A 13,863-nucleotide genomic window follows, 5' to 3' on the forward strand; every position below is an offset into this window, starting at 1 on the left:
GCGGTGCCCAGATTCAGGCCACCGTCAGCGCGGGCTGAGGTGTGACGGGAGTGGACATGGTGCGTGCGAGGGCCGGGCGGCCGGCAGCGCGGACACCGTTGGCGATGACGATCAATTCGGCGATCTCGTGAACCAAGACCACCCCGGCCAGGCCCAGCACCCCGAACAAGGCGAGAGGGAACAGGACGACGATGATCGCCAAGGCGAGGGCGATGTTGGCGGTCATGATCCGTCGGCCGCGTCTGGCATGAGCGAGCGCGGCGGGGATGAGTCGAAGGTCGTGGCCGGTGAAGGCGACGTCGGCGGATTCGATCGCCGCTGCGGACCCTTTCACGCCCATCGCGATTCCGACAGTGGCAGTGGCCAAAGCTGGGGCGTCGTTGATGCCATCGCCGACCATTGCCGTGGGGCGGGTGGCGACCAAGGCGGTGATCGCGTCGGCCTTGTCTCTCGGCAGCTGTTCGGCTTGCACGTCGGTGATTCCGGCCTCGCGGGCGATCGCGCGGGCGGTGCGACCGTTGTCACCGGTGAGCATGACGGTAGCGATCCCCTGCGTGTGCAGCATCCGCACGGTCTCCGCTGATTCCGGGCGCAGCTCGTCGCGCACTCCGATCAGGCCGGCGAACCTCCCGTCAACCTCCACGACCACAACCGTCATTCCTTGCCCGGCCATGTGTTCCGCGGTGTCGCTCTGCTCGCTGAAGTCCAACCAACGTGCGTTGCCGACACGCACGGTGCGGCCGCCGACTCGGCCCGTAATACCGTGCCCCGCGTCCTCCACCACATCCACCGCGGCCGGAGCACTGGGCGTGGCCGCCGTGATGGCCGTGGCGAGGGGGTGCGTGCTAGTCGATTCGACTGCCGCCGCCCAGGCCAGCAATTCCTCGCGGGTGACGCCCGGCGCCGGGTGTACCTCGACGACGACGGGCTGGTTTCGGGTGAGGGTGCCGGTCTTGTCCAAAGCGATGGCGCGGATCGTGCCGAGTTGTTCGAACGCCTCGCCCGATTTGATGATGACACCGAATTTGGATGCGGCGCCGATGGCGCTGATCACCGTCACCGGGACAGCGATCGCCAGAGCGCAGGGGGACGCGGCGACCAAAACGACGAGCGCACGTTCCGTCCACGTCCCGGGGTCCCCGATCAAGAAACCGAACAACACGATTGCGGCGGCCGCAATTAGCACCGCAGGAACGAGAGGCCTCGCGATCCGGTCAGCAAGCCGCGCTCGGTTGCCTTTTCGTGCGTGTGCCTGCTCCACGAGGGCGACGATCTGCGTCAGGGAATTGTCGCGGCCGTCGGCGGTCGCCTCGATCCGCAGGGTTGCTGCCCCGTTCACGGAGCCGGCTGCCACCAGGTCTCCCGGGGCGACGTCGACGGGGATAGATTCGCCCGTTACCGCGGACGTGTCCAGACTCGACCGTCCCTCCACTACCACACCGTCGGTGGCAACGCGTTCGCCCGCGCCGACCACGAGGATGTCGAGCTCCTGAACATCCGCAGCAGGGATCGTGACATCGCCGTTCAACCGTGACACTCGTACCGTGTCGGGGATCAGCGACAGAAGCGCGCGCAGACCTTCTCTCGCACGATCCATAGCGCGGTCCTCGAGGGCCTCGGCGAGGGAGAACAGGAACGCGAGCGTCGCGGCCTCACCGACGTGACCGAGCAGCACCGCTCCTATCGCGGCGATCATCATTAGCAGCCCGACACCGAGGCGACCGCGCAGCAGCCGGCGGACTGCGCCAGGAACGAACGTGTAGGCACCCGCCAGGAGCGCCACCCACTGCAGCACCAGCGCGGGAACGGGGAGCCCGGACCACTCGAAAACGTAACCGGCAAGAAGGAAAACACCGGAAAGGACTGAGGGGAGCAGTGCAGGATCCCGCCACCACGGCGGCCGCACCTCCGGGTCCTCGCCTGCAGTACCGGTCACCGTCGACGAGACACTCGGACCGCAGCACGCGTCCCCGTCCTCGACGTGCAAGGGCGTTGCGTCAACGGCCAGGGCGGTGGGCTCGCCCGGCGAGCAGCAAGAATCGGCGGCTACCCGAGGTGCAGACAACTCGATTCGCCGCACCGTCCTGGCCTTGCCAGGCTCGTCAGGAGCACAGCACTCCTCGCTCATCCCGCCCACCCCGTCCGCTCGAAGACCCCTACCCCGCCGGTCATGCGCAGCACTCGCACGCGTCGTCAACGCAGGGGACACCCTGATCGACAGCAACCACAGCCTCGAGTAGATCGCGCATCCCTCGGGTCAGATGAGGATCGGAGATCTCGTATCGCGTGCGGCGCCCCTCGGGTGTTGCCACCACCAGGCCACACCCTCGAAGGCAGGTCAAGTGATTGGAAACGTTGGTGCGAGTCAACTCCAAGTCCCGAGAAAGCTCTACCGGATATCCAGGCCCGTCCAGCAAGGACAGCAGGATCCGCGAACGCGTCGGATCGGCCATCGCCCGACCGAGCCGGTTCATCACATCAAGACGAGAAGCAAGAGTCAGCACACGATGACTATACAGCCCGCGATGACCTGTTGAGGATCTCTGTTGGTCGGGGTGCCTACGATTGAGCTCGCCCCTATCGCTCTTTGAGCCGCAATCTCCTGGCTAGGAACCCCGCCAGCCCCCCGAGAAGAAGGCAAACGACAGCGATCGGCACGGCGACCTTCCACCAGACATTGCCGGTGAGCAGATTCGCCAGGAGCACGAACAAACACAACGCGTTGAACGTGAAGGCAAAGAGGACTAATCGAGTGGATGACCAGCGTTCACGCTCGGTCGGACGCTTAACAGCAGAAGGCACAACGATCCATTCACCGGAGAAGATGCTCCGAGAATACAAGCAGCGAAGACTTGGACCCTAACGTGTTGGGCAGTCAAATGCTCTCGCCGCAGACATCTTCGGTTTTGCGGTGCGGGGCGGGCAAGACCACATCAGCCCGAGGACAGTCAATTCGCCAACGCGCCGTTGGCGAATTGCACAAGGCGCCGCGGCCTACGACTCGCGGGTCAAGAACGCGGGGCTGCCGGGTCGTATCACGAGGTCTGAACCAGCGATAAAGCTGATCGCGCCCGTCCGGGACCAGTAGAGCAGGAACCAGTCTCTGAGTAGTTGCACCTGCGCCTCCTGATTGGCGCGTGGCCGACCAGAGTCGTCAATGACAGCTAACCAGTCGGCCGGCTCGAACATCGACTCGAACAGCTCCGCCCCGGTCGGCCCCTGCGAGTGCTCATCCCACCACTCACAGGTCGCCTCGTAGGCGTGGCGAGCCGTCGACGAACCGTTTGGCTCCGAGACGACGCGGATCAATGCCTCGAGGAAAGGATCACGAACGACCATCTGGAAGCCGTCCATCGCGACGAAATCGAATCCCATGAACGAGAGAATGCCATACCGATTAGGCCTTGAGATGGAGGCCTCGCGGTCAGCCTGAGAGGGTGCGCAGAGACTCGTCCTCGAACTCCGACTGGAGTGCGTACGTCCGCGAGATCGGAACCAACATCCAACGGCAGCGCTTGGCGCGCGGTTACAGCCAAGATCGGGTCGCCTACGAAGCGAATCTGAGCAGGTACACCTTCCAGAAGCTCGAGAAGGGCGAGTCTCGACCGGACTCGGCCGCCAACCCCCGCTTGATGACGCTCCTCGCAGTCGCACAGGTGCTCGATGTCGAACTCACCGTTCTTCTTCCCCAGCACGCCCCGGACATCAGGGCGCGGTAGCGGGGTCAGACCTACGCCCCCTCGGTGGTGATCATCGCCACCGCGATCGCGGCTCCAGTCTGCATAGCATTAGCCGCAGCCTCACCGGTGAACCCGATGGCGCCATTCGGCTGTGGCGGCATGCAGCGCAGGCCACCAGTGCGGATTCCAGGACTGTCACGCAGGCTCGGGCGATCCCTCAGGCTTCGCGCCGCCCAGGGCGATGATTTCCTGCAGGTCACCCTCGGTGGCTCGGCCCTCGGTAGCGCCGGCCGGGGTTGTGGAAGCGGGCAGCGCGTAGACGTCGCGAACTAAGTCATCCAGCTCCTCCGAGGTGGTGCTCTGCCTCGAGGCTAGCCTCTCCATCTGCTCGACCGGGGCGTAACGCTCGTCTTCCGCTCGGGCCGCGAGGGCACGATAGCGATCCTGCTCCCTTTTGCTAAGTGTTGTCATCCGGATTCCCTCCGTAGCCTGTCGCGCGGTGATGATTGTCTGCATCCGCTACTGATATCGGGCGAAGCGGCAAGTTGCTGCTCACGGCGGCGACTGGTTAGGTGCCAGCTTTCTGGATCTCCTCGTACTCCTCCGCGGTTAACAGATCGAGACCAACATAGGCGTGGTAGACGGCATCGAAACTGTTATCCGCGATCTCCCAGTCGTCGGACTCGTCGTGGACCGTGTACTTCGGGTCGTACCGCCAGTTCTTGAGCAGCGCGACAAACTCCCCGTGATCGATCTCCCCCCGCTGCGCTCGACGTACGAGCTCCATTGCTGTGATGGTGCGGCGCGCGTCCGCCAAGCTCACGCTTCGCTCTTCCAACCTCGCTATGATCCGCGAGACCTGCGAGGCACGCTTGCCGATCGCAGCGCCAAGTTCCTGCAGCGACCATCCACCTGCACGCCAGAGCGTGAGGATGCGCTGCTCGATCGTCTCTTCGATGAGCTCCCGCCGGCGGTGCAAGTTGGCTAACTCACGCAACTGTTCGGCGGTGTCATTGATCGTCGTCATGTCGACCATCTCCTCGTGCTCCACAGTCTAATTCGCGAACTCTATGTACGAGCCGCTCTCAGGCTCCGCTACGAGACTGCTGAGACTTGGCCGGACTTTCCCCCGCAACCCTCGCGGTCGATCGCTCCCTCTAGGATTCGGGAGTGGCCAGCATCCCAGTGATCCTCGACTCTTTTCGGTGGAATACCCGGAGCTCAGCAGAGGCGGCCTTCCGCGAAATTCTTCGCAACTCCGGGTACGCCGTCGGTGGCACAGTGACTGACCCTGTGCACCAGCGGATGCTCGCCGAGGTCCTCGAGAGGCACCCCGACTTCGAAGAGAAAGTGGGAGTTGGCGTCGAAGAGTTCTTCATCGGTCGCACCCAGGACGCCCCCGGAGTGCACGTGGGACGGGATGCCATCGGTATCTGGATACGACGAGTCGATGGCTCAACAATCGACTTCAGCTACATAACTGCAATCCGACAGCACTCAGCCAAGTCAGACGCAAAAGAAGCCCTACGCAGTGAAGTCGAACATCGGCGGCTCGCCTTCCGCGAGGCGCAATTCGCCGAGGACGGCGAACCTGTCAGCGCTCTGAGCGATGCAGTCATCAACGACCGAAACGACGCTCAAGTGATCTATGTGAACCCGACTTGGGCACAGCTCACCTCCCGCTTCGCCGAGGGCGAGGGCGGGTGGGCAACTATCCCGGTGGCTCCCGCCAAACCTACCGACGCCGCGATCGGGAGCCGGCTTGCGGACCGCGCCCAAGCGTCGCGATGGCTGAAATTTCACGCTCAGCACGCCGTCTTGGGCTTGGCGACGAGGAGCGAGGCCGCACATCGCAGTCGCTCTTCGGAGGCCGACTGGACGCCTCAGCCCTAATTGGCTGCAGTGCGTCGTATCGCTGTCGACACCACTTCGTTGACCTCTCGTTGAATCAACACAGGAATGCCCAATCCATCGAGGTTCTGGGCCGCAAGCCAGGTGAGCGCCTCTGCCGTTGACCAATCGTCGACTCCCACGTAGTCAGCCAGGACGACGGTAGCCGTGCGTGAAAGTCCGAGTGACATCAGGGCCACCTCGCTAGAACGAGACACCCCAAGCTCAAGCATCATCGCGTAATCCGGGCGCTCGATCTCATCCATGCCGAGTTCGGCCGCATAGACCCCTAACAGGTCGGAGTAGCAGGCAAGATACTTCGGCGCATGGAATCGTGCGATCGATTCGATATCCGTCATGACACTCCGTATCGCGACGGCGGGCGTGATCGTGCTGCTGGCAATGCGTTGATCAATGAGCCTCGACAGCGGCATGCCCTTCATCCAATTCACGATGAGGTTTGCGAGCTGCCATTTCCGGCGGTCCTCTCCCTCTTGCGAAGATCCAAAAACGGTCGTCATCGTGCCACCAATGCGAACCAACGCTTCCTGGAATCGTTGCCGAGCGTTGGGCTCTTCAGGCAGTGGCAGCTCCAGGTGCGCAGGAGAGCTCCCGGAGGCGCGGAAGCTCTGAAGTAGCCGCTCCATGGAGGTTAGCGAGATGCCGCTATGCCTGGCGACCAGAGCCGACGGGACTGTCGCCGAAGAGACCACATGGTTGATCGCGAGGTGAACTTCCTCTCGTTCAGCGTCGACGGGGATTCGATCGAGGAGATGATCGTTTGGCTCACCCTCCAAAGCGCGCGCACACAAGTAGGCAAAGAGCCCTTCGGCGGTGCTGTCTTCATGAACGACATCAACGCTGCGTATGAAGGCGAGCAGCCGGGAGACGTCATCCAACCCCTCATTGACCGCCCGCTTGATTGCAGACCTCTTCCGCACGAGCGGCAGATTCGGCCAAAGACCGTCATCATCCGTATCGATACACACGATGTTGCCTTGGAATTCCTTGCCCCACCGGCCCGCACGTCCTGCGAGGTTCCAGAAATCAGCTTCGCTCAGCGGGTTACCAACCCCTTTCTGCGGGTTGCGCATGAAAATAGTGCGGCATGGCAGATTCACGCCTTCCAATAAGGTCGAGGTGCAAACGAGATAGTGGATCTTGCCCTCACCAAACAGGCGCTCAATCTCAGACCGAACTATCAGTGGCATGTTTCCGTAGTGGAATGCGACTCGGCGGCCAAGAACGTCAGCGAGCAGGTACTTGTTGTGAATTGCGGTGCGGATGAGCGCGCGCAGGTCTTCGATCTCCCCATCGACGTCGTCCTGCGGTAACTGCTCATAGACCGCCTTCGCCACCTTTTCCGCCTCCGCAGGCCCGTTCACGTAGATGACGTTGCCCCCACCCCCTCCAGATAGCGCTCGGGCAACCAGGGCGATTCTGAGTGGAACGGTCGTGGCACGCTGTGCGAGCTCGATCTCCCCGACCATCGTTCGGTTCCCATCCGCGATGAGCGAGATGGCACGCTGCTTTGGCTTCCGATCCACGTGTTCGACCCAGACGAGGTTCTGATTGACCGTTACCGTCTCTGACACGAACGCGCTCGCCCTGATCGCCGTTGGTGCGGCCTCAATGAGAAGTTCCGGATTAGAGCTGAGCGGACTAGCGAAGACAATACGAGCTTTAGGACTCGTGCGGACTACGCGCTCGATAGCGCGCTGGAGAAGCACACCGCGAGCGTCTCCCGCGAGCGACTGAGCTTCGTCGACAAACATGAGGTCCACCATCAGATGGGGAAACATCTCCTGCACGAGATGAAGGCGTTCCTGCGTGACAACAAGGATGGTCCGCTCTGATGCAGCAAGATCCGGGTCCCAGGGCAAAGTAAATACACCAACGCCCTCGGCGACCTCGCGGCGGAGATCCCTAGATGCCTCTTCGATCAGTGCACGGGTCGGCACCACGTAGACGAGGGTGAACTTCGCCCTCTCGCGTGTGACCTCAAGGAAGTGCTCGCGAATGATCCTGGATTTACCTGCGGATGTTGGAGCGGACACACTGAGCCAGTCGTTCGCCTCGACCGCAGCCCAGAATCGGCCCTGAAAAGGATTCACTGCCATCAGACCACCGTGGGAGAGTCGCACTGAGTGCTCGATCCTGGCCCTCATCACCTCTAACCTGAGCGCACCGGAAAGCTCGAGCCACGCGTCGAGAGGAATTCGACCTCGCCCCTCGGCGAGCTCCACCGCCATATGGTTGCCGCTGCGTTCGAGTAGCGCGGCGGCAGCGGCCCTGTGTTCTGGTTGAGCGTCGGAGGTCAGGATGCAAGCCGTGGCTATTCGGAGAATTGCGGACTGGGATCGTTCCGACTCAACGGACGTGAGGGCGCTTGCGTACAACAACGCGAAGCTCCAATCGATCGTCGGCAGAGAATCCTTCCAATCGATGGAGTCAAACTCGGCGCGAAGGGTGAGCAGCCGCGTGTCCGCAAGCACCTCGCGAAACTTGCGCGAGTTGAACACAACCTCCTCCAGCTCGGCGGCTGCACTCACTTCACCCCCATCCTTTCGAGCACCCGTGCCCGGAGTGTGGCTACATCCGGCATTGGTATGCAGAACAGGTCGATACCAACACTCAAGACTTCGAACTGCTCGACACGTGAGAACACTGTCTTGTGCCAGCGTTTTACGGCGGCCGTAACCGCGGCCCTGTTCGCATCCGTGAGCGCTGCGATGTTGGGGTAATTCGCGTGATCAAACCCGACGAGACAGACACCGTTCCATCGGACTTGGAGGGTCTTTGGATTGGAATCGTCGAAGTATTCCAGGAGATGAGCAGCGAGCCGGGCTTCGTCAACATTCAGATGGTCCCGCACCAACAGAAGATCCTGCCGTCGCCTCGAGTCGCCGTCTGGACTCAGATACGGAGCGATGCTCTCGAAGCAGTCTTTGAACGCGTCAGAGCTCGAGGCGTAGAGCTTGGACTCGCCCCAGTAGACATCAAGCACCCCATCGTCGGCCAGGGATGCGTGAATGCCATCCGATCCGTGCACGTGAACCTGCGTGTTGGTTTTCAGCGCCATCTTTGACAGGAGCTGCGGGCGATGGAGGAGGCGTTCCATCAGAAGAAATAGCAGCAGTTCGCCTCCCTCGCCGGACTTCTCTGACTTGACGAAAAGGTCACGCGCCTGCTCCACCAGCGCGACGAGCGATGATGTCGAGCCCGTCTCTCGGTACTCAGCGTTCGCCTTCTCCGTCTTCGCGCGCGGGATGCAGAAGTCGAGCACAGCGCCCGCCATGGTCCCGGCGAGTTGGTCGACCGCCGGCGCTCCATTGATGTCGTGCGCGACAAAGGGGGTACGAACGGTCGTCGCCGTGCCCGGAACGAGAACTGCGTCGTCGAAGGGGGGCAGGAACGCGAGCAGCGCTTGGTCCTCACCCCGGGCGAGGGCCAAGAACCTCTCGATCAGATCTGCGTCGTCATCCAATTGTCACCTCGGCGGGAACAGTAGCTTCGTCGCGAGGGTCACGCTCGACTGCCCGATGTCTCACGCTAACGCCCGCTACGGACGTTGGCTGGCTGCCACGCGACACGCACAGCTACGGCCACCGACCAGTTTCGAGCATCTGAACTGAGCGCTGATTGCAACACGGTGAATGGGCAAGAGAACCGACTGGGCGTTCCGTGCCGTCGGGCGGCGTTGACCCGGCGAGACCGCCGGTGCTACTTGACCAGCGGGAAGAGGATCGTCTCGCGGATGCCGAGGCCCGTGATCGCCATCAGCAGCCGGTCGATCCCCATGCCCATGCCGCCGGTCGGGGGCATGCCGTGCTCGAGCGCGCGGAGGAACTCCTCGTCGATGCGCATCGCCTCGAGGTCGCCCCGGGCGGCGAGCTTGGCCTGCTCGACGAACCGCTCGCGCTGGATGACGGGATCGACGAGCTCGGAGTAGCCGGTGGCCAGCTCGAACCCGCGGACGTACAGGTCCCACTTCTCGACCACGCCGGGGATCGAGCGGTGCTCGCGGACGAGCGGGCTGGTGTCGAGCGGGAAGTCCATGACGAACGTCGGCCGCGTGAGCGTCGGCTTGACGAAGTGCTCCCACAGCTCCTCGACGAGCTTGCCGTGGATGGGGTGCGGCGGGAGCTCCACGCCGTGCTCCTCGGCGAGGGCGACGAGGTCGTCGTACGGCGTCTCGGGCGAGAGCGTGCGGCCCGCCGCCGCCGACAGCGAGTCGTACATCGAGAGGCGATCCCACTGGCCGCCGAGGTCGTACTCGGTGCCGTCCGCCCACGTCACGGTGGTGGATCCGGCGACCGCGACCGCGGCGTTCTGGATGAGCTCCTGCGTCAGGTCGGCGATCCCCCGGTAGTCGGTGTACGACTGGTAGGCCTCGAGCATCGCGAACTCGGGGCTGTGCGTGGAGTCGGCGCCTTCGTTGCGGAAGTTGCGGTTGATCTCGTAGACGCGATCGATCCCGCCCACGACGGCGCGCTTGAGGAAGAGCTCCGGCGCGATCCGCAGGTACAGGTCGGTGTCGAAGGCGTTGGAGTGCGTGATGAACGGGCGGGCGGAGGCCCCACCGTGCTGCACCTGGAGCATCGGCGTCTCGACCTCGACGAAGTCGTGCGCGGCGAACGTGGAGCGGAGGCTGGCGTTGACGGTCGAGCGGGCGACGACCGTCTCCCGCGCCCGATCACGGACGATCAGGTCGAGGAAGCGCGAGCGCACGCGGCTCTCCTCGCTCAGCTCGCTGTACATGTTCGGCAGCGGCAGGATCGCCTTCGCCGCGATCTGCCACGCGGTGACCATGATCGACAGCTCGCCGCGGCGGCTGGAGATGACCTCGCCCGTGACCGAGACGTGGTCGCCGAGGTCGACGAGCTCCTTCCACGCCTGGAGCGACTCCTCGCCCACCTGCGCGAGGGAGACCATCGCCTGGATGCGGCTGCCGTCGCCCGACTGGAGCGTCGCGAAGCAGAGCTTGCCGGTGTTGCGGCTGAACACGATGCGGCCCGCGACGGACGCGGTCACGCCGGTCTCGGCACCCGCCTCGAGGTCGCCGAAACGAGCCCGCAGGGCCGGGATCGTGTCGGTGACCGGGACGGTCACCGGGTACGCACCGCCCGCGGCATCCGCTCGTTCGCCGATGAGGCGCTCGCGCTTGGCCAGGCGCACCGCCTTTTGCTCGAAGACGTCCTCTTCGGTCGGCTCGGGCGCGGGGGCGGCGTCGGGTGCGGTGTCAGACATGTGGGGGCTCCTCGGAAGACCGGGCAAGTCTACCGGCGGACGACCCGTGGACCCGCGCCGACGGATGCCGCGGCCCGCGCGTTCAGGACTCGCTCGGCGGCTCGGCATCCCGCGCGGCGCGCGAGCCGGCGAGCGCGTGATCGATCGTGGAATGCACGAGGGAGGAGAGGTAAAGACCCGGCTCCGGCACCCCCGCACGGGAGAGCAGACCGGTGGACTGCCGGACGATCTCTCGGGAGAAGGTCGTCGCTGTGGCGATGCCTTCCGCGTAGGCCGCGCGGTCCTCCTCGGCGATGACGACGGGTTCGCACCCCATCTCGACCGCGAGGGCCTGGGCGATGGGCAGGACCGGCCCGGGTGCCGTGACCGCGGCGAAGGCGCCGTGCAGCTGCCGGAGGTCCATCGAGGTGCCGGTGAACGCGATCGCGGGGTGGATGGCGAGGGGGATGGCCCCGCGTGCGGCCGCATCGGACAGGATGCCGACCCCCGAGGCCGGGTCGGTGTGGAGGACGAGCTGCCCGGGCTGCCAGGCCCCGGTCTCGGCGAGCCCGCGCACGAGCCCGGGGAGCTCGGCGGTCGGCACGGCGAGGACGACCAGTTCGCTGCGCCGCACGACCTCCGGAGCATCGAGGACCGGTACGTCGGGGAGGATCGCCTCGACGCGTTCACGATCGGAGCCCGAGGTGATTCCCACGAGCGCGTGCCCCGCACCCGCGAGCGCCGCACCGAGCACGGGCCCGACGCGGCCGGCGCCGACGATGCCGACGCCGAGGCGGCCGTCGCGGTTCACGACCCGCTCTCCGGATCAACCGGTGCCTCGAGGTACTCCGCCCATCGGTGCGACCGGTCGTCGCCCGCCGCGGCGACGGCGGCGTGCGCGATGTCGTCGAAGGCGGCGACGGCGTCGTCGCGATCGATCGCTCCGAGCGAGGCGTAGACCGGACCCGACACGATGTGCGCCCGGAGCCCGGCGACCCGCAGAGCACGGTCGAGCGGGCCCTGATCGATGCCGATCGACTGCAGGCGCGCCAGCGGCACGATCGCGAGGCGACGCCAGATGAACCCGCGACGCAGGAGCAGCAGGTCGGGGGTGACGCGGAAGCCGTTGCGTCGCCACGACAGGGGTCGCAGCGGCCACGCACGACGCGGGGAGGTCCGGAACGCATCCGCTGCGGCATCCGTCGCTTCGGCATCGTCCTCGCCGACAGGCGCTGGTCGCCGGCCGGGCCCGACCATCCCCTGCGTGACGATCATTCCCCATTCGTCCGCCGGCACACCCGGCTGCAGCAGCCGCAGAACGCGCTCGACATCGGCGGCCGTGCCGACCGGAAGCGCGGTGGTGAACTGATCGGCCGAGGTGTCAGCGGCGTTGCGTCCGCTGAGGCGGTTGATCCGGATCGCCCACCAGCCGAAGGGGCGCCACAGGATCGGCTGGGTGATCTCGACCGCGTGGATCCGCCCCGGCGGCACCGTCTCGGTGATCGTGGTCAGCAGGCCGAAGGTGATCCGCACGCCGTCGGGCGTCGGCGCGATCGAATACCGCAGCGAGCGGATGATCGAACGCACCCAGTACGCTCCGACGCCGATGAGACCCGGCACGATCGCGAAGAGCAGCCACGGGGTCCCGCGTGCGGCTCCGACGGCGACGGCGACGACGCCGAGGATCAGCATCACGGTGGTCGTGCTGACCACGTGCGACAGGATCAGCCGCGCGACCGGGATGTCCACCACCGATTCGGGTTCGGCGACGGGGGCCTCCTCGCCCTCGACGAGTCCGGTCAGCCCCCGCGAGACCGTCTGGCCGAGCGCCGCGACCCGCGAACCGGCCGCCTCGCGCCGTGCGCTCTCCTCCGCCAACCGCTGCCCCGAGGCCAGGCGCAGGATGTCGGCCCGGACCGCCTCGGAGTTCTCGGTCGAGAGGTATTCCAGGCGCACGTTGCCGTCGGCTCCGGCGCCGATCACCTCGAGCTTCGCCATCCCGAGGAGGCGGGCGATCATCGGCCGCGTGAGGTTGACGCCCTGCACGCGATCCAGCGGAGCACGGCGCTGCGTGCGGAACAGGATGCCGCTGCGCACCTCGACGTCGTCATCGGTGATGCGGAAGGTGTGGAAGCGCCAGGAGAGGTAGAACCCGCCGACGAGGACGGCGAGCACCCCGACGACGATGAGGAGCGCCACCAGGTAGAGGTTGTTGTCGATGACGAAGTCGACCGGGTCACCCTGCATGTCGACATCCACGCCGTCCTCACCGGACCACGGGAAGAAGATCGCGATCAGCCGGTCGCGGAGGTTCGCCACGACGATGCCGATGACGACGAGGAGGAAAAGTCCACCGCGCAGCAGCGGAGTGAGGGGGTGCAGCCGGTGCCACTCGCCGTCGCTGAGCGGTGAGCGCACGAGCGCGGGCGGCGGGGCGCCGGGGCCCGCGCTCGGTGCCCCGCCCGGACCGTCGTTCGGATCGGGAGCGGTCATAGGCCGGTGCGCCGGCTCTCGGCGACCTCGACGAGGTGGTCGCGCAGCGTGTCGGCGGTCGCCTGGGGCAGCCCCGGGATCGTGACCCCGGTCGCCGCGGCTGCGGTGACGAACTTCAGCTGGGCGATGCCGAACGCGCGGTCGAGCGGACCGTGCGTGATGTCGACGAGCTGCATGCGGCCATAGGGGACGGCGACGAACCGCTGCCACAGGATGCCGCGACGGAACACGAGGTCGTCCTCGCGCAACCGGTAGCCGATCGCCCGCGCCTGCCGCGGCAGGATCGCGAGGGTCCACACCATGATGACGGTGAAGATCCCGCCGGGGATGTACGCCCACACCTGCCCGAAGGCGAGCACGAGGACGAGCGTCGCCGCGACGACGAGCGCCAGGACGATTCCCGACGACAGCAGCTGCACCCACACGTAGCGGGGCGAGATCTGGTGCCAGACGCCCTCGGCGAGGACGAGGCGCGACTCCGACCGGGACTCGACGATGCGGTCGAACGTCGCCGGCTCGTCCGTCTGCGCGGCCTCCGTCCCCTGAGGGGCCTCGGCGGGCAGCGCGACGG

13 protein-coding genes are annotated in these 13,863 nt (G+C 65.5%); 2 read left to right on the forward strand and 11 right to left on the reverse strand.

Annotated features, from left to right (window positions below; all coding sequences use genetic code 11):
- Positions 1 to 13 precede the first annotated feature (13 nt).
- The 3 genes from KZC50_RS03170 to KZC50_RS03180 form a co-directional block, all read right to left on the reverse strand.
- Entirely contained in the window at positions 14 to 1,906 is a 1,893-nt protein-coding gene (locus tag KZC50_RS03170) for a heavy metal translocating P-type ATPase (RefSeq protein ID WP_375294581.1), read from the reverse strand.
- A gap of 262 nt (positions 1,907 to 2,168) precedes the next feature.
- A complete protein-coding gene (cmtR, locus tag KZC50_RS03175) occupies positions 2,169 to 2,504 on the reverse strand; it encodes a Cd(II)/Pb(II)-sensing metalloregulatory transcriptional regulator CmtR (protein ID WP_310890592.1) in 336 nt (111 codons plus the stop codon).
- Positions 2,505 to 2,994: 490 nt separating this feature from the next.
- Positions 2,995 to 3,375, reverse strand: a complete 381-nt coding sequence (locus tag KZC50_RS03180) for a hypothetical protein (RefSeq protein WP_310890593.1) — start codon at positions 3,373 to 3,375, stop codon at positions 2,995 to 2,997.
- A 62-nt stretch (positions 3,376 to 3,437) separates the two neighbouring features.
- Here KZC50_RS03180 and KZC50_RS03185 point away from each other — a divergent pair, with 62 nt between their 5' ends.
- On the forward strand, positions 3,438 to 3,719 hold the full coding sequence (locus tag KZC50_RS03185; protein ID WP_242090337.1) for a helix-turn-helix domain-containing protein: 282 nt from the start codon (positions 3,438 to 3,440) through the stop codon (positions 3,717 to 3,719).
- Positions 3,720 to 3,875: 156 nt separating this feature from the next.
- On the opposite strand, the gene KZC50_RS03190 is transcribed toward KZC50_RS03185, so the two are convergent.
- Together KZC50_RS03190 and KZC50_RS03195 are read right to left on the reverse strand one after the other, a co-directional pair.
- Entirely contained in the window at positions 3,876 to 4,196 is a 321-nt protein-coding gene (locus KZC50_RS03190) for a hypothetical protein (protein WP_310890594.1), read from the reverse strand.
- A gap of 52 nt (positions 4,197 to 4,248) precedes the next feature.
- Positions 4,249 to 4,731 (reverse strand): hypothetical protein, encoded by a 483-nt coding sequence (locus KZC50_RS03195; protein ID WP_310890595.1) that lies wholly within the window; start codon positions 4,729 to 4,731, stop codon positions 4,249 to 4,251.
- A 119-nt stretch (positions 4,732 to 4,850) separates the two neighbouring features.
- Between KZC50_RS03195 and KZC50_RS03200 the strand changes: the two genes are divergently transcribed.
- Positions 4,851 to 5,573: a DCL family protein gene (locus KZC50_RS03200; protein WP_310890596.1), complete on the forward strand. Its 723-nt coding sequence runs from the start codon at positions 4,851 to 4,853 to the stop codon at positions 5,571 to 5,573.
- Here KZC50_RS03200 and KZC50_RS03205 read toward each other — a convergent pair.
- The 6 genes from KZC50_RS03205 to KZC50_RS03230 form a co-directional block, all read right to left on the reverse strand.
- A complete protein-coding gene (locus KZC50_RS03205; RefSeq protein ID WP_310890597.1) occupies positions 5,570 to 8,122 on the reverse strand; it encodes a DEAD/DEAH box helicase in 2,553 nt (850 codons plus the stop codon). The two genes, KZC50_RS03200 and KZC50_RS03205, sit on opposite strands and share 4 nt — an antisense overlap.
- Positions 8,119 to 9,057 carry a HamA C-terminal domain-containing protein gene (locus KZC50_RS03210; RefSeq protein WP_310890598.1) on the reverse strand — a complete coding sequence of 313 codons (939 nt, stop codon included), beginning with the start codon at positions 9,055 to 9,057 and terminating at the stop codon, positions 8,119 to 8,121. The genes KZC50_RS03205 and KZC50_RS03210 overlap by 4 nt, the downstream gene beginning before the upstream one ends.
- Before the next feature lie 236 nt (positions 9,058 to 9,293).
- Positions 9,294 to 10,820, reverse strand: a complete 1,527-nt coding sequence (gene lysS / locus KZC50_RS03215) for a lysine--tRNA ligase (RefSeq protein WP_053546530.1) — start codon at positions 10,818 to 10,820, stop codon at positions 9,294 to 9,296.
- Positions 10,821 to 10,902: 82 nt separating this feature from the next.
- Positions 10,903 to 11,610, reverse strand: coding sequence for a DUF2520 domain-containing protein (locus tag KZC50_RS03220; protein ID WP_236967839.1), 708 nt, complete (start codon positions 11,608 to 11,610; stop codon positions 10,903 to 10,905).
- Positions 11,607 to 13,292, reverse strand: coding sequence for a PH domain-containing protein (locus KZC50_RS03225; RefSeq protein WP_310890599.1), 1,686 nt, complete (start codon positions 13,290 to 13,292; stop codon positions 11,607 to 11,609). Before KZC50_RS03225 ends, KZC50_RS03220 begins: the two co-directional genes overlap by 4 nt.
- Entirely contained in the window at positions 13,289 to 13,855 is a 567-nt protein-coding gene (locus KZC50_RS03230; protein WP_375294582.1) for a PH domain-containing protein, read from the reverse strand. The genes KZC50_RS03225 and KZC50_RS03230 overlap by 4 nt, the downstream gene beginning before the upstream one ends.
- Between the last annotated feature and the right edge of the window lie 8 nt (positions 13,856 to 13,863).

The sequence above is a fragment of the Microbacterium aurantiacum genome (assembly GCF_031625015.1).
Taxonomy (GTDB): Bacteria; Actinomycetota; Actinomycetes; order Actinomycetales; family Microbacteriaceae; genus Microbacterium; species Microbacterium aurantiacum.